Here is a 15788-nt window from a genome sequence, read left to right on the forward strand (position 1 = left end):
GACTCACTCTGCCTCAGGGTGGGTGTTGTCGCTGAAGTGGAACGGCACAGTTTCGTGCCACGCGAGCGCTCTTCAAGAAAAGCGCTTGATTGAAAACGGAGCAGGCGATGCGTTGCCTGCCCACAGAAAGCTAAAAGCTCAGGAATCCCATGTCGGATCGTAACGAACTCTTCCTTACCTGCCCTAAAGGCCTTGAAGGTCTGCTCCTCGAAGAGGCTATTGGCCTTGGTCTTGAGGAAGCTCGCGAGCACACCTCGGCCATTCGTGGCTTGGCAGATATGGAAACTGCCTACCGCTTGTGTCTGTGGTCACGCCTTGCCAACCGCGTGTTGCTGGTCCTCAAGCGCTTCCCGATGAAGAACGCCGAAGACCTGTACAACGGCGTGCTCGACGTTGACTGGCATGATCACATGGTTCCGGACGGCACCCTGGCCGTTGAATTCAGCGGGCATGGCTCGGGCATCGACAACACCCACTTCGGTGCCTTGAAGGTCAAGGACGCCATCGTCGACAAGCTGCGTACGCCGTCTGGTGAGCGCCCGTCGATTGACAAGTTCAGCCCGGATTTGCGTATCCACCTGCGCCTGGATCGCGGCGAAGCGATTTTGTCCCTGGACCTGTCGGGCAGCAGCCTGCACCAGCGTGGCTACCGTCTGCAGCAAGGTGCTGCGCCCCTGAAAGAAAACCTCGCCGCCGCCGTGCTGATCCGTGCCGGCTGGCCGCGCATGGCCGCAGAAGGCGCCGCACTGGCTGACCCGATGTGCGGTGTGGGTACGTTTCTGGTCGAGGGCGCAATGATCGCCGCCGACATTGCGCCGAACCTCAATCGCATTCATTGGGGCTTTGATGCCTGGTTGGGTCACGTACCGGCTATCTGGAAAAAACTCCATGAAGAAGCCACTGAGCGCGCAGAAATCGGCATGGCCAAGCCACCGCTGTGGATTCGCGGATACGAGGCTGACCCACGGCTGATTCAGCCTGCGCGCAACAACATCGAGCGGGCTGGCCTGAGCCACTGGATCAAGATTTACCAGGGTGAAGTGGCGACCTTTGAGCCGCGCCCAGATCAAAACCAGAAAGGCCTGGTCATCTGCAACCCGCCGTACGGTGAGCGCTTGGGCGATGAAGCAAGCTTGCTTTATCTCTACCAGAACCTCGGTGAGCGTCTGCGTCAGGCGTGTTTGAACTGGGAAGCGGCGGTGTTCACCGGCGCTCCGGATCTGGGCAAGCGCATGGGCATTCGCAGCCACAAGCAGTATTCGTTCTGGAACGGCGCCTTGCCGTGCAAGTTGCTGTTGATCAAGGTCACCCCGGATCAATTCGTGACGGGTGAGCGTCGTACCCCGGAGCAGCGTCAGGCCGAGCGTGAACAGGCTGAGTCTGTGGTCGAAGCGCCCGTGGAGCAGAAGTTCAACAAGAACGGCAACCCGATCAAGCCTGCACCGGTGGTGATCGAGCAACCGCGCTTGAGCGAAGGCGGGCAGATGTTTGCCAACCGTCTGCAAAAGAACCTCAAGGCACTGGGCAAATGGGTCAAGCGCGAGGGGATTGATTGCTACCGCGTTTACGACGCCGACATGCCTGAGTACTCCATGGCGATCGACCTGTATCACGACTGGGTCCATGTCCAGGAATACGCAGCGCCTAAATCGGTTGACCCGGAAAAAGCCTCAGCCCGTATGTTCGACGCCCTGGCGGCGATCCCGCAGGCGCTGAACATCGATAAGAGCCGGGTGATCGTCAAGCGCCGTGAGCGTCAGAGCGGTACCAAGCAGTACGAGCGTCAAAGCGCGCAGGGCAAGTTCACCGAAGTGATGGAAGGTGGCGTAAAGCTGCTGGTGAACCTCACCGATTACCTCGACACCGGCTTGTTTCTGGATCACCGTCCAATGCGCATGCGCATCCAGAAAGAGGCGGCCGGCAAACGCTTCCTCAACCTGTACTGCTACACCGCAACGGCGAGCGTGCACGCAGCCAAAGGCGGTGCGCGCAGCACCACCAGCGTTGACTTGTCCAAGACGTATCTGGACTGGGCGCGCCGTAACCTGTCACTGAACGGTTTCTCGGACAAAAACCGCCTGGAGCAGGGCGATGTGATGGCCTGGCTGGATGCCTGCCGTGAAGAGTACGACTTGATCTTCATTGATCCGCCGACCTTCTCCAACTCCAAGCGCATGGAAGGCATCTTCGACGTTCAGCGCGACCATGTGCAGTTGCTCGATCTGGCCATGGCGCGTCTGGCGCCGGGCGGCGTGCTGTACTTCTCGAACAACTTCCGCAAGTTCGTTCTGGATGAGCATCTGGCCGCGCGGTATGCCGTAGAAGAAATTACCGCGAGCACCATCGATCCGGACTTTGCCCGTAACAGCAAAATCCACCGGGCCTGGAAAATCACGGCCCGCTGATGCAGGCCTAGCTGTAATCAGTCCATAAAAAACGCCCCCTTTCTTGCGATCGGGGGCGTTTTTTTATTGCCTGCCTGACGTTATGGCGCGATGGACACTGCGCGGTTAGCCACGGCTGGCTGGCGATACAGGTCTAGCAGAACCTGGTCGAGAATCGAAGACGCACCCCATGGGCGCGGGTCGTTCAGAATGGCGACCACGGCCCAGGTGTCACCGTTGCTGTCGCGGCTAAAGCCGGAAATGGCGCGCACGGTATTCAGGGTGCCTGTCTTGATGTGTGCCTGACCGTTCATTGCTGTGGTTTTCAGGCGCTTGCGCATCGTGCCGTCTTTGCCCGCGATCGGCAGTGAGCTGATGAACTCGGCGGCGTAGGGGCTTTTCCAGGCGGCTTGAAGCATTTGCGCCATTTCACGTGCGCTCACACGCTCGGCACGCGACAGGCCGGAGCCGTTCTCCATAACCAGATGCGGCGCTGTGATGCCTTTTTTGGCCAGCCATTGGCGTATCACACGCTGCGCGGCTTTGGCGTCATCACCGTCGGCATCGGTACGGAACTGAGCGCCGAGGCTGAGGAACAACTGCTGGGCCATGGTGTTGTTGCTGTATTTATTGATGTCGCGAATGATCTCGGCCAGGTCTGGCGAGTAGGCGCGAGCCAGCAGTTTTGCCCCTTTAGGGACGCTGGCCTGACGGTCCTGACCCTGAATGCTGCCGCCCAGCTCTTTCCAGATGGCGCGCACGGCGCCGGCGGTGTAGGTCGCGTGATCAAGCAAGGATAGATACGTCTGAGAGTTGCAGCCGTCTGCCAGTTGCCCGCTGACGGTGACAATTACCGAGCCGTCGGCTTGGGTGACGGGGTTGTAGCGAACATCACCGGTGCATTGCTTGGCGTTGATGGCCTTGACCTGATTGTCGATGCGAATGCTCGCAATAGGCGGCTCCACCGAGACCAGCACCTTGCCCGAATCGTTACGCGCCACAAAGCGCAAGGCTTTGAGGTTGACCATCAGAGCGTCGGGTTTGACCAGGAACGGCTTGTTTTCGTCATTGCCGTCATCGTTGAACACCGGCAATTGCGGTTGTTCGAAGAAATTGCGATCCAGTACCAGGTCGCCGGTGATTTGCTGTACGCCGTTGGCCCGCAGGTCGCGCATCAACAGCCAGAGCTTCTCCATATTGAGCTTGGGGTCGCCGCCGCCTTTGAGGTACAGGTTGCCCTGCAAAATACCGTTGTTCAGGGTGCCGTCGGTGTAGAACTCGGTTTTCCACTGGTGGGTCGGGCCGAGCATTTCCAGGGCTGCATAGGTGGTCACCAGTTTCATGGTGGACGCCGGGTTCATCGATACATCGGCGTTGAAGACGGTCGGAACACCCGGGCCGGTCAGCGGTAGCAATACCAAGGACAGTGCGTCGTCTTGCAGCTTGTTGGTCTTGAGCGCTTGCTGGACTTTCGGAGTCAGGGTGGCGTTGACAGGGGCGGCATTGGCGCCGAAGGCGAGCGGCAAAAACAGGCTGGCCAGAAACAATGGTCGTAAAGATTTAATCATCAAAAGTAAAACCCTGCAGGCGAGGGGGAAAATAAGAGGGCATGAACAAAAAGTCCCTCGATGGTCATAAAAGTGTTGGCATTATGCCCCAAGGTTATCGGGCTTGTGCATCAGCGTAGGCCAGGGATTGACTTATTTAATGGATAAAACGATGAGTCGCTCACATGCAACCGGGCAGCGCCAGCCTGAAGCTGGTAAAGTGCCGCCGGTAATTACTTAAGAGGATTGTTCAATGGCTACTAATCGTTCCCAGCGTCTGCGCAAAAAACTGTGCGTTGATGAATTTCAGGAGCTGGGTTTTGAGCTGAACCTGGATTTCAAAGAAGACCTGTCGGATGAGGCTGTCGACGCATTCCTTGACGCTTTCTTGAAAGAAGCCATGGAAGCTAACGGCCTGGGCTATGTTGGCGGCGACGACTACGGTCTGGTTTGCCTGCAGAAGCGCGGCTCGGTCAGCGAAGAGCAACGTGCTGCTGTTGAAGCCTGGTTGAAAGCTCGTCCAGAGCTGACCAGCGTTGAAGTGAGCCCGCTGCTGGACGTGTGGTACCCGGAAAAGCCAATCAATCCGGTAGCCTGACGTCAAACATAAAGGCAGCCTGCGTGGCTGCCTTTGTGTGTTTCATACCTTTGCCCGTCCTGGGCGCTGCTTCAAAAATCCATGAGCTGACACTGTATGCGCCTCTCTGCGGACTTAGCCTCGCAAGGCTCGGCAACGACTACGGGCATGGCACAGATTTTTAGTCGTAAATGGCTTTCTTCTTCCAGTCGCCCTCAGCCTCATCGGTTTTAAGGCCTTCAGTCAGTGCGTTGACCTCATCGCTGCTGGGCTCCAGCGTGCTTTGCAGCAGGGCATTGGCGCGCACCAATTGTGCTTCAAACGCTTTGAGTGACTGGCCATACGGGGCAGGGTCGGCCTGTTTGCGCAAATACTGTACGCCGCGCTCATAGGCCAGGCGCGCCTGACCCGGCTGGTTTTGCTGGAAGGCCAACTGGCCAAGGTTATTGAAGAACTCAATATGCAGCACTACCAGCAGGTGACGGATCTCTTTAAGCCAGTGCTTGGCTTCATTGGCGGGCAGTACACGGTCTTTGGCGGCGCGGGTGATCTGGCCATGCAGCGTTTCCAGCAGAAAGCGCACATCTTTGGCCTTGGCTTCAGTCATGATCGGGTTGGGCGGGTTGTTGACCGGGATCGACTCACCTTGCGCAACCAGTGCTTCAAGCTCGGCAACCCGTGCTTTTAAGCTGGCGTCGGATTTTTGCAGCAGCAACAGACGTTGGGTGGCATTGAGTTCAAGGCGGGTTAGCAACAACTTGAGTGCCGACGTCATCAGTTGCCCGGGAAACGTCTCGTTGACTTCACTGCAACGGCGGATACGGTCATTAAGCTCGGTTTTGAGCCGGGCTTTTTCCACCTTGTTGTGTTCCACCATGTGGTTGATGTAGCCGATGGCGATCAAAAGCACGATCCCGGCAACGACGAGCAGGGTGATGATGGAAGGCGTCAACGTTAAAACCTCTTCGGGTGGTCTGCCTGCAATAGAGTGTGCCAGACAATGTTGCTAATAGGCTTGATCTTAAACAGGTGCGTTAGTTCATTGGGGTCAGGCGGTTGGCTATCTATAGAGAGGTCCATATTCGATAGGTGCATTTGGCCATCACTCAAGCCTGATCATCATAGCGCCTTGTAGGAGGCCGGAATATAGGCCTCAGGAGTCATACGTCACACTGTGTAGGAAAAGGCCTAGAAGGACGGGAAGTCATTGATTTCAATAAATTTTCATATTGGGGTTGACGACTTCCAAAACCATCCCTAGAATGCGCGCCAATTGCAGCGTAAAGCGAACAGCGAAACGCATGTAACCAGTGAAGTTGTAGTGTGTCCCCTTCGTCTAGTGGCCTAGGACACCGCCCTTTCACGGCGGTAACAGGGGTTCGAGTCCCCTAGGGGACGCCATTGCGGGAATAGCTCAGTTGGTAGAGCACGACCTTGCCAAGGTCGGGGTCGCGAGTTCGAGTCTCGTTTCCCGCTCCATTTTTAAGCAGCTTCGCTCTCGGGCGGGGTTGAGTGAAAGCCAAAGCGCACACTTCGGTGAGTGCAGTTGGCACTGAAATGTACAGTGTACGTTTCGGGCAACGTCCCCTTCGTCTAGTGGCCTAGGACACCGCCCTTTCACGGCGGTAACAGGGGTTCGAGTCCCCTAGGGGACGCCATTATTGCGGGAATAGCTCAGTTGGTAGAGCACGACCTTGCCAAGGTCGGGGTCGCGAGTTCGAGTCTCGTTTCCCGCTCCATTTTTAAGCAGCTTCGCTTTCGGGCGGGGTTGAGTGAAAGCCAAAGCACACACTTCGGTGCGTGAAGTTGGCACTGAAACGTACAGCGTATGTTTCGGGCAACGTCCCCTTCGTCTAGTGGCCTAGGACACCGCCCTTTCACGGCGGTAACAGGGGTTCGAGTCCCCTAGGGGACGCCATTATTGCGGGAATAGCTCAGTTGGTAGAGCACGACCTTGCCAAGGTCGGGGTCGCGAGTTCGAGTCTCGTTTCCCGCTCCATATTCTTGTTTTAAAGAGTGCTCAGCCACTGTTTAAAGCATTAAAAAAAGAGGCCTTATAGGCCTCTTTTTTTATGTCTGTACTTTTTACTCCCTACCCAAACAGGCATCCGCCCACTCAGTGCACCTCCCGCAGTGAGCGCTTGAGTAGTTGCGCCGCCGGATCGGTCTCAAAGCGCGCTTCGAGCACCCGTATATCGAGGTTATTGGGCAGGCTGATGCGATGGGTCAGCACCAGTGTCATGGCCTCGGTGTCGATGCGCAGGGTGTCGTCTGGCGTATGGTTTTGCGCGACGAATGCCTGGACACCCTCCAGATGTGGGCCGCTTTTGAACTCATGGCTATTTCATAAACTTGTCAAAATCGATGTTGGAGAAAGGAAGAGTCGGACTGTCGAATTGACGCAGAATGTGGAGGTGTGGATCCAGCTTAAGGCGTCGAAGGTTCTCCAATATAACGCTTCCACCCATAACGAGCGCAGGTTCGAAACCGTACATTTCATCGGGCTCAAGCGGGCCGTACTTTTTTATAGCGCGTTCAAACAGCAGTTTTCCGTTGGCGTCAGGGTAGTCGAAGTCATCTGGTTTTCGGGAGCCAAAAAATGATTGGATTGAAGAATCTTGATCATGCAGAGGTTTAGGTTTTAGCTTGTTTTTCAGTGCCAGTATTTCGTTATTTAGACAGGAAGTTGTCACGCTTCTCCCCGTTTTCTCGCCACATAAATAGAGGTTACCAAACGCGCTGCGCGCGATTACGTGGAAGTTATCAATGTTGACAAGCGGTGTCCCCTCAAGCCATGCATCCTTGATGTCTTCATATTCATCGGGATTAACTGTCCATACTCGTCCGTTTGCATACCCTGCCCAGCCTTCTTCACGCCAGTAAGTCATCAAGATGGGAGGGAGCTTGCCGGTCCATTGAGCAAGGGTGGCTTCTGAAACAGGCATGCTGTAAGTGGCTTCGCCAAATTTCTCGATGAAGTATTCGAAATGAGAGTCTCTCATGTTTATTTTCCTTTTTGGCTGATGGCAGATTGTCAGTTCCGTATTATTTACGTCTGAGCCATCACCGCGGGCGACTGCATTGAATTATTTCTAATAGTACTTTCGTAAATACCGTCATTAACTTGCCCGCTGAAAGGCAACTCTTTCTCTGGCAGATTGCGGCGTGTGGGCGCATTAGCGCGGCTTGTGGGCGACCATGCATCGAGCTTGCTATTCCTGACGCCGGAGTTCGTTCAGCTGTTCGAGCGGCAAGTCTATGTGTTAGTACACAGCTGGCACGGCGCATTTTTAATGACTTATGCGCGTAATCGTCCCGGGAGGTCATAAATCGGCAACAACCAGTAATCGACCTCGTGGTTAGTACTGGTTACTGTCCTATTACATCACGGAACTGAGGTCATACGCTTAGTATGCCGGGGTGCCTGCTCTAAGTTGGAGCGCAGCTCTGCTGCTCCAAAAAGAGTTGCGATGGGGTTTCAACAATGGCACAAAGTTTACTCAGGCTTATAAATAACCTTTGTCGGGTATTTATTGCTAACGAGGGACCATCAATTTAATTAGTACCAATCGATTTTTGCATCTTCGCCTAGATGGTTTTTTATCCATGTCTCGCGGCGCTCAGAGCTTTTTCCGAAATCCGAAATATCTTCGTAACCTAGATTTAGACTCATTTTAAATGTGTTTATCAGGTGGAATGTAGCCGAACTCCAAGGTTCACTGGTTTTGTCTTTGTAAAATGAGTGTAGTAATTTGATTTTTTTCTCTAAAGAATCTATGTCGTCATTTATATATCCATATGTTCCTTTGGGTTTCTTATAAAAAATGCTGATGCTCCACGCATCTTCGGATATTTCTGTTCTGATCCATGATTCTTTGAAGTCGTCAGGTATCAAATTTATCAGCTCTTGGCCAATCTCTGTATAGATTTCATCTAAGTCTATGATTTCATGTTTCATAGAGTTGGCTCCTGTGCTATCCGCCGAATTTGTTTCCGAATATTATAAAATCTTGAGGAATCCCGTCTATCCATTGTTTTGCTTTTAATGTGTCCGGTCGTAGGGAATCTTCAGTGTATTTTGGGGTTATTTCTATGGGTACATCTTTCCTATCTTTTAGCATTCGCTCCCAAGAGTTTTCTAATTTTCTATAGGAGCTATTATTGAAATTTCCATTTTGTGCAAAATGGTTTATTTCGTCTAATGGCGTATGCATAAAATCGGGACGCAGCAGGGTGTAATGGCTTCCCGGCCGAGGGTTTGATGCAACGCCTCAATGCGCAACGGATCTTCCGAGGTGCAGTCGGCCAACAGATCGAGCAGCACGTACAGCGTGTCGTCGGCGCATGTTGTTGCGCGACGAATGCCTGGACACCCTCCAGATGTGGGCCGCTTTTGAACTCATGGCTATTTCGTAAGCTTGTCAAAATCGATGTTGGAGAAAGGAAGAGTCGGACTGTCGAATTGACGCAGAATGTAGAGGTGTGGATCCAGCTTAAGGCGTCGAAGGTTATCCAATGTAGCGCTTCCACCCACAACGAGCGCAGGTTCGAAGCCGTACATTTCATCGGGCTCAAGTGGGCCGTACTTCTTTATAGCGCGTTCAAACAGCAGTTTTCCGTTGGCGTCAGGGTAGTCGAAGTCTTCTAGCTTGGCAGAACCAAACAGCGCCTGAATGGAAGGATCGTGATCTGGTAAGGGTTTGGGGTTGAGTTGGTTTTTCAGAGCGAGGATTTCATTGTGGATACAAGTGATGGTGACGCTTGCGCCTGTTGTTTCGCCGCACAAGTAGAGGTCGCCAAAGGCATCGCGGGCAATGACGTGGAAGTTATCTATGTTGACAAACGGTGTCCCCTCAAGCCATACATCCTTGATGTCTTCATATTCATCGGGATTAACTGTCCATACTCGTCCGTTTGCATACCCTGCCCAGCCTTCTTCCCGCCAGTAAGTCATCAAGATGGGAGGGAGCTTGCCGGTCCATTGAGCAAGGGTGGCTTCTGAAACAGGTGTGCTGTAAGTGGCTTCGCCAAATTTCTCGATGAAGTATTCGAAATGAGGGTCTCTCATGTTTATTTTCCTTTTTTGGCTGATGGCAGATTGTCAGTTCCATATTCTTTACGTCTGAGCCATCACCGCGAGCGACTGCGTTAACAGCAGCACCAGTGACCAGCGATACGCCGAATGATCGCCTTCGAAGAGCGGCAGGACCAGGCGGTATTCCAGTTGTCGCCTGAGGATTGTAGAGCTCTTGCCATGTTGCCCGCTGAGCTGGTTTCGACGAGTCGCAACTTGAAGTTGACCCCAACCTCTACACTCATGGTCGCGCAATTTAATTCTTGCTATGTCTTTCTTGCGCTGCTTCTAAACTCAGGTCCAATATTTGCGGGTGAATGTGATTGTCTATGGCCCGACGTATAGTGCCTTTGTATCTACGAAGAGCATAGGCGCGTATGACTCTTATGGGGGCGAACTCCAGCCCCTCTATAGGCGAATGACCAGTGATCACGGGGGTATTGAAGTTGACGTTTTTCTTATCCTTCAGTGGCAGGGTCCATTTTCCGCCATAGTTAAGTCTTATAAATTCTCCGAGATGTCTACCGAATATAACTATCAATTTTTCAATATCCTCTTCGTTCAGTTCTTCGGATATTAAGTCAAGTGATTTTTCGAGAAGCTCTGGTGTGTTGGGAGAGTTTATTAAAGCGATTTTGTGTTTTTTTGCTTCTTCAATTAGCCACTCTATTTGGTCATCCATTGCAAATAAAAAATCATCAAATACTTCGGCGGCCTGATCTTGGTTAATGTTCATTATCTATCCTTAATGTGGAATCTGCGGGGTTGTCTTGTAACTGATTCCGGCCTTTTCTAGCGCATCCAAATAAGGCTTTGAGGCTCCTTTCTCCAGAGTGTGTTCTACCGCCCATCCACCCATCCACCCATCCATCCATCCATTCTTTACTAAGAATGCGTTTTTCTTGGAGGCCATCGAAAACTTGTTCCCTTTTCGTGCAGTACCTCACTTATGTGAGGCGCTCCAGGTATGGATCTTCCGGCACCCATTCACCCTTAGTAAAAGCGGTTATCGACTTGTTGCCGTTATCTTCCCCAGAGAGTCCTGAAACTGCTATTCCATACTTGAAAAAAACTGTAATTCCAACAGTTTTCATGGCCGAAAGATCCGATTTTATTAATGAGTTGTAAGTTGTATTTGATGTGTTCCAGTCGAACTTAATGCCTGGAAGTGTTATGTTTCTAATGTTTGAATACATGCTGATGGATGTAAGGGTGTTATTTTTTTTTGAAAACGAAAGCTGTAGTCCATTGTTGTTCCAATATTGAGTGGTTGCATCGGTGTCTGGGTCGTAGTATGAGAAGTTTGGCTTGCCAAGAATTTTCTCGGCCATAGATGGGGATATTCCAAACTCTAATTCTCCTACGCCTACGTACGGAGAAATTTCGTAATTATTCATTTTATATCCTGGAGTTATGGGGTGAGGTTCTTTTGTCTGTGTGGTGGGCAGTGCAGTTGGCGCGGTTTCTCCCACCACACGCCCCAGCGTATTTGGGCTGTTCGTAGGGCGGCTGGTTGGCCTGACTGAAGGTTCTGCCGGTGGCAATGAGTTGGTCGGGGTTGCCATCGAGGCAGCTGATCATCAGTTCCTGGCCGATGCGCGGTACAACCATGGCGCCCTATAACGTGCACGCCGAGCCATGGGTGACGCGGATCCAGCAAGAACTGTGGTCGTTTTTCTGGCTGTCGCGGTCCCATGGGAATCTGATTATGCCCAGGCCCATTTGTCGCAGTAGATCTCTTCACCCGGCAGGCCTAACACGGTGGAGGTGTGCAGGCTGTCGATGCAGGGTTTGGGCAGCAACGGGGATTTCCACTAGGCGCCCAGCGGATGGCGCTGGCTTTTAGATGGTCGGTGCTTTGGTCGCTGTGTCCAGGTTTCTTGTAGAAGGCATTGACACGATCAATGGTCGAACGTTCAGGCAACGGCTGATGTCGCTATTCTAAATGCTAAGCAGTTCGGGTTTATTTAATGGAAGTCGCTGCACCAAGGTGCGATTTGAGACGATCGCGAAAAATTCGGCGGCGATGCTCCTCAATTTATACCCATGCCCTCTTTGTGCTGATGGGTTATTTTGTCTGCTTAGACTCAAATTGCATCTGTTCTTTGATTTGATCGAACCATTGGTCGAAGATATCTTCAGAGGTTAATGTTCTGTGATTTGTGTAAACAGGTTTATATTTGTATTCGGACTTTAGTTGGCCGGTGTCAGCGTTATAGTGGATCTTGATTTCTGTGGGTGTCGGTTGGCTATATTTGTCTAATTCAGTTTTGATTTTTTAAGATCTTGAATCTCGGTTTCTAAGAGTGCGCTTTGTCTTTCCGGGGATGTGTCGGAATTATGATGGTGCTAAGGAAGATTGGAATCGTTCAAGTTGTGCTTGTGGTAAAGAGATCAATTTATGCCATAAAAAACATCAAATGTATAAATACCCTCTTCGATGGAACAGTATGCGTATATATCGTTTACCTCCTCGTCTACATATTCAAGGCAGAGCGATACAATGTCTGCTTGTGATTCGGATAAAGTATCTTCAAAATCCATTGCCATGAGTTAGGCTCCTAAGGCATGCATAGCGCAGTGGTGGGCTTTGCCCTCAGACATATTCTGAGGGCTTGCCTTATTCGGATTTTATTAATTTTTTTAGCGATAATTCTTTTTTTAATTTATCAGTTACGTCTTTAAATAGATGAATGTTTGGTATGTTGAGAGTTGGAGGGTTTTTGGCAAGCGGGTGCTGCATTAATGGGTGATCAAAAGTTGTGGGGTTATTGAGGTTTGCCCATTCTCTGATTTTAAGAAATGCAAGAATTTCATATGGGAAAAGCATTCGCTCCTCATAATCAAACTCTAGTACATCATCATGTTCGGTGGTGAGAGTTTGTGATAGATGGAAATCAGCCATTTGTGAGATTAGGTCTTGTAAAACGGCTTGGTCTGAGGTGTCCCAGTTCTGAAGCACTCGATCATATGGCGAGATTTTTGTCGGGTACGAATATAGTGATGTATCGATATGTTGTCCGATACTTCTCGCATAAAGCTCTAGTAGAAACCAAAAGTGACCAAACAATTTTCCCGCATCATGTTTTTCATTTTTCTGAAGGTGCAGCAGCGGTGAATCTAAGCCTGTTTTCAAGATGTTGAACCGTGCAGCACATTCATTTTTCCAGCCAGAGATTGCTGCCAGTGAGAATGAGAGTGCTGATACTGCAAGCAGGATAGATCCTCCGCTATCAATGTCGGCCAATGATTTTTTTATCTCCAGCATTTGGCCGTAGTGGAAAGTGGCGTAAGCCAGTTCTTCGTAATTTGGCTCGCCCTTAAATGCAGTATTTTCATAATTTATAAGATGCCAAGTTGCCAGATTTTCTGATTGGTCTCCAAGAATGTATGAAATATCTTGACCATTAAAATAGTTAGTAAATGCGTTCATTGGCTCGACTAGGAAGAGCTCTCTTGGTGTTGGGGTGCTGACCCAATTAGATATCCACTTTTTGATTTTTTTGTCCAGTTTTTTTATGGTTTCAGTCGCATTCATTCGTTTGTTCACAATGCTCATTTTCGTCACCAAGTGGTAGCTCTTGAAGTTCTGCTTCGGTGCTTGCTACATCCTTTTTCGAGGTCGTCTAGAAATTCATAATTTTTCATAGGTTGCGTGAAGCTTGTTCTCTCTTACTTCTTGCAGCCAGCTTTGCGCCTTTCGCGCGTTGCGCATTGCTGTCGGACCTTTTCCGTATTTAGATGGTGACTTTGAATGTGGGGTTCGTGAAGCGGCTACGGCGCAGCCCTTGCATAAGTTCTGTCCTTTCATAAATATGGTCGAACGGTTGGCCAAGAAGCGCGTGGTGAGGCGGGCTTATTATTAGTTGACTGACGGGCTAGTGACCGTGCTGTCAAGGTCCTGTAGCTTGACCGTTTATTCTTTACGGCCGTGTTAGCGCAGGATCAGTTGGGCGTCATTTGCCGATTTTACGGACTTCTTTAGTCTGGCCGGAGTCCAGTGTTTCCATAAGATAAAAATCCTGCAGTTGAGAAATAATGGCAAAATGCTCGGGAGCCTTTAACCGACGCACATTGCTAATATCGGATTTCCCCCCTAATCCTAAGGCAGGAACAAATCCGAAACATTCACCTATGTTTAATTCTCCATATTTATTCGTTGCTTTTTTGAATAAGGCTTTTCCTGAGTGGTCAGTGAGGTCGAGTGATTCATCACTAAGGGAAAATGGCATGAAAACTGTATTGCCAATTAACGAGCTTGTTTCCGCCGAGGAAGTTAGGTCGTTGTTAAATATTTTCCCGGTTAGGAGTTCTATTGAGCCACATCCGTAACGATTGTTGTAAAAGTAGATATCGCCAAAGGAGGAATATGCAAATGCATAACTATTTTCATGGCTTATATCGGAGTCTGATTTAAGAACGAGTTTAAGAATTTTCTGAAGATCCATAGGGTGGCACATCTGGAGTCGTCCTTGTCTAAGAACGCATCGTCCATATTCTTGGTAGAATCCCACTAAATTCTCGGGAAATACTTGTCTTATGTTCTGCAGTTCGTGGCTGTTTAGCGGGGTGGATTTGTCTGGGGTACCATGCTTTTCTACGACGTATTTGAAAAAATCATGCAGCATGTTTTTAACTCCTCAGCATTTTTTTAATTTGACGTGCATTTTGTTTTCGCCTTTGCCTTCTTTAATCATTTCCTCAGCATGAGTTTTTAGGGAGTTAGAGCGCACCCCTTTCCACTGGGGACCAATGGAAGAGTTAACCCCTTTACCACCCATTCCTGATATATCCTTCGGGTCGCCGCCTGCAATTATATCTAGGCGATGAGTTGCCGCAAGATCTTTAAGCTCTAGAGCTAGTTGTTTTTCGGCTGCTTCGCCCCATATATTAAGTTTTCCTAGTTCTATCAATCGTTTCTGTTCAAAAGCCTTTCGTGCATATTCTTGTGCCTTTGGGGCACGTAGCGCTTTGGTACCTCCTGCGTCTTTGATTGCCAAATGCCGCTCAAGCATCTTGTCAGCATTCATTGAGTTAATCGCATCCTCTTGTTCTTTTAGTTGCCTCATAAACTCAGAATCATCTAGATGTTCTGGCTTTTTGAAACATTTCACATCTAATTGCTTGCTACCTTTTATTTTACCGCCGCTTTCTTCATCCTTACTCTCTTGGCCGCGCTTACGTGCCGCCTCTTCCCTAACCTTCCTCTCCGCCGCCTCTTTGGCTGCCTTATCAGCCGCTTCCTTCGCTGCTCTATCCGCCGCCTCCTTCCCGACTTTACCCGAAGCCTCAGCTATCTTCGCGCCATAGCGCGTGGCCTTGCCCGCAGTACCCGCATACCCCACAAACGGTATGGCCGACAGCAGTGACAGCCCAGCGCCTACATAGTCCCCGCGAGCAAGGCTGATGCCAGCGCTGATAATGTCTGCCGCTTCTCCCACCACGGGGATCAGGCCTACCACATCCAGGCCTAGCTGGAGGCCATCGAGAACTTGTTCTCCGGTGATGCTTTCCTCTTGGGTTTCGGCTTCTATCGCCGCATTGGCCTGTGTGGCGGGCACTGCGGTTGGCGCGGTTTCGCCCACCACACGCCCCAGCGTATTGCCGTTTGCATTTGTGCCGCCTTGGCGGCGCATGAGCGGAGCGGGGTAGTCGCGCAGTCCAAGTTCCGGGGCTTTTTCCCTGAATGTTGCGTAGTCGGTGTAGCTGAGATCGCGCTGGAGTTCGAGTTGTTGGTTTTTCCAGACCTGAACCGTAACGCCACCGCCGTTTTCATAGGTCGCCCATTGCTTGCCGCCATGCTCGACGAAGGATTTGCTGATGTTGATCTCTAGGGGCTCGGCCATGTTCTAGACCCCATTCATCCAGAACGTATCGCCATGGCGCACGATCAATTTGCCCTCAGCGCGCACGCTGCTGCTTTTTTCCAGCGGGTAGCATTTGCCGCCGACGGTGTTGCTCTTGATGCCTTTAGCCGCGCCCGCTTGGTCACCTTTGGTGGTGGGCACCAGGCTCATGTCGTAGACCACCACCGGTTTGCCATTGGCGCGCACGGAGTTGGCCACGCCGGTGGCGGTTTTGAGTTCGGCGGTGACGGGGTAGGGCACAGGCGGGATGGCGCTGCCCATCGGGGTTTTGCACACGTCCGGGACGATGCTGATCACCTTCCATTTGGTCTGTTTGCGGGCGATGACGTTATCGGCCAT

General features: G+C 51.1%; 15 protein-coding genes and 6 tRNA genes. 9 read left to right on the forward strand and 12 right to left on the reverse strand.

Features of this window, described 5'->3' with window-relative positions; all coding sequences use genetic code 11:
• Positions 1-149 precede the first annotated feature (149 nt).
• On the forward strand, positions 150-2405 hold the full coding sequence (gene rlmKL, locus QMX84_RS09750) for a bifunctional 23S rRNA (guanine(2069)-N(7))-methyltransferase RlmK/23S rRNA (guanine(2445)-N(2))-methyltransferase RlmL (RefSeq protein ID WP_282363714.1): 2256 nt from the start codon (positions 150-152) through the stop codon (positions 2403-2405).
• Between the two features lie 80 nt (positions 2406-2485).
• On the opposite strand, the gene dacB is transcribed toward rlmKL, so the two are convergent.
• On the reverse strand, positions 2486-3952 hold the full coding sequence (gene dacB, locus QMX84_RS09755; RefSeq protein WP_048386840.1) for a D-alanyl-D-alanine carboxypeptidase/D-alanyl-D-alanine-endopeptidase: 1467 nt from the start codon (positions 3950-3952) through the stop codon (positions 2486-2488).
• Positions 3953-4184: 232 nt separating this feature from the next.
• Between dacB and QMX84_RS09760 the strand changes: the two genes are divergently transcribed.
• Positions 4185-4529 (forward strand): YggL family protein, encoded by a 345-nt coding sequence (locus QMX84_RS09760; RefSeq protein WP_048369844.1) that lies wholly within the window; start codon positions 4185-4187, stop codon positions 4527-4529.
• A gap of 160 nt (positions 4530-4689) precedes the next feature.
• Here the strand turns inward: QMX84_RS09760 and QMX84_RS09765 are convergent, their stop codons facing one another.
• On the reverse strand, positions 4690-5460 hold the full coding sequence (locus QMX84_RS09765; protein WP_048369846.1) for a hypothetical protein: 771 nt from the start codon (positions 5458-5460) through the stop codon (positions 4690-4692).
• Between the two features lie 373 nt (positions 5461-5833).
• On the opposite strand from QMX84_RS09765, the gene QMX84_RS09770 reads away from it, so the two are divergent.
• The 6 genes from QMX84_RS09770 to QMX84_RS09795 all read left to right on the forward strand — a co-directional run bounded on the left by QMX84_RS09770 (position 5834) and on the right by QMX84_RS09795 (position 6507).
• A tRNA-Glu gene (locus QMX84_RS09770) sits at positions 5834-5909 on the forward strand.
• Between the two features lie 2 nt (positions 5910-5911).
• Positions 5912-5987: transfer RNA gene (locus QMX84_RS09775), tRNA-Gly, on the forward strand.
• Positions 5988-6090: 103 nt separating this feature from the next.
• Positions 6091-6166, forward strand: a tRNA-Glu gene (locus QMX84_RS09780).
• 5 nt (positions 6167-6171) lie between these two features.
• Positions 6172-6247: transfer RNA gene (locus tag QMX84_RS09785), tRNA-Gly, on the forward strand.
• A gap of 103 nt (positions 6248-6350) precedes the next feature.
• Positions 6351-6426 (forward strand) — tRNA-Glu (locus QMX84_RS09790).
• A gap of 5 nt (positions 6427-6431) precedes the next feature.
• Positions 6432-6507 (forward strand) — tRNA-Gly (locus tag QMX84_RS09795).
• Between the two features lie 117 nt (positions 6508-6624).
• On the opposite strand, the gene QMX84_RS09800 is transcribed toward QMX84_RS09795, so the two are convergent.
• The 6 genes from QMX84_RS09800 to QMX84_RS09825 all read right to left on the reverse strand — a co-directional run bounded on the left by QMX84_RS09800 (position 6625) and on the right by QMX84_RS09825 (position 10979).
• Positions 6625-6750, reverse strand: a complete 126-nt coding sequence (locus QMX84_RS09800; protein WP_282363715.1) for a hypothetical protein — start codon at positions 6748-6750, stop codon at positions 6625-6627.
• A gap of 97 nt (positions 6751-6847) precedes the next feature.
• Positions 6848-7510 (reverse strand): GAD-like domain-containing protein, encoded by a 663-nt coding sequence (locus QMX84_RS09805; RefSeq protein WP_282363716.1) that lies wholly within the window; start codon positions 7508-7510, stop codon positions 6848-6850.
• A gap of 557 nt (positions 7511-8067) precedes the next feature.
• On the reverse strand, positions 8068-8466 hold the full coding sequence (locus QMX84_RS09810; RefSeq protein WP_282363717.1) for an immunity protein YezG family protein: 399 nt from the start codon (positions 8464-8466) through the stop codon (positions 8068-8070).
• A gap of 447 nt (positions 8467-8913) precedes the next feature.
• Entirely contained in the window at positions 8914-9576 is a 663-nt protein-coding gene (locus tag QMX84_RS09815; protein ID WP_282363718.1) for a GAD-like domain-containing protein, read from the reverse strand.
• A 262-nt stretch (positions 9577-9838) separates the two neighbouring features.
• The gene (locus QMX84_RS09820) at positions 9839-10318 is read right to left on the reverse strand and encodes a hypothetical protein (protein WP_282363719.1); all 480 of its coding nucleotides are present in this window, start codon (positions 10316-10318) and stop codon (positions 9839-9841) included.
• 211 nt (positions 10319-10529) lie between these two features.
• Complete coding sequence (locus QMX84_RS09825) at positions 10530-10979, reverse strand: hypothetical protein (RefSeq protein WP_282363720.1); 450 nt, start codon at positions 10977-10979, stop codon at positions 10530-10532.
• A gap of 40 nt (positions 10980-11019) precedes the next feature.
• Between QMX84_RS09825 and QMX84_RS09830 the strand changes: the two genes are divergently transcribed.
• On the forward strand, positions 11020-11205 hold the full coding sequence (locus tag QMX84_RS09830) for a hypothetical protein (protein WP_282363721.1): 186 nt from the start codon (positions 11020-11022) through the stop codon (positions 11203-11205).
• A 997-nt stretch (positions 11206-12202) separates the two neighbouring features.
• On the opposite strand, the gene QMX84_RS09835 is transcribed toward QMX84_RS09830, so the two are convergent.
• The 4 genes from QMX84_RS09835 to QMX84_RS09850 form a co-directional block, all read right to left on the reverse strand.
• Positions 12203-13141: a hypothetical protein gene (locus tag QMX84_RS09835; RefSeq protein ID WP_282363722.1), complete on the reverse strand. Its 939-nt coding sequence runs from the start codon at positions 13139-13141 to the stop codon at positions 12203-12205.
• 397 nt (positions 13142-13538) lie between these two features.
• Entirely contained in the window at positions 13539-14210 is a 672-nt protein-coding gene (locus tag QMX84_RS09840) for a T6SS immunity protein Tdi1 domain-containing protein (protein WP_282363723.1), read from the reverse strand.
• 12 nt (positions 14211-14222) lie between these two features.
• Positions 14223-15428: a polymorphic toxin type 15 domain-containing protein gene (locus QMX84_RS09845; protein WP_282363724.1), complete on the reverse strand. Its 1206-nt coding sequence runs from the start codon at positions 15426-15428 to the stop codon at positions 14223-14225.
• Positions 15429-15431: 3 nt separating this feature from the next.
• Positions 15432-15788 carry a DUF4150 domain-containing protein gene (locus tag QMX84_RS09850; RefSeq protein ID WP_153336892.1) on the reverse strand — a complete coding sequence of 119 codons (357 nt, stop codon included), beginning with the start codon at positions 15786-15788 and terminating at the stop codon, positions 15432-15434.

It is taken from the genome of Pseudomonas sp. PS01297, from assembly GCF_029959305.1.
Taxonomy (GTDB): Bacteria; Pseudomonadota; Gammaproteobacteria; order Pseudomonadales; family Pseudomonadaceae; genus Aquipseudomonas; species Aquipseudomonas helleri.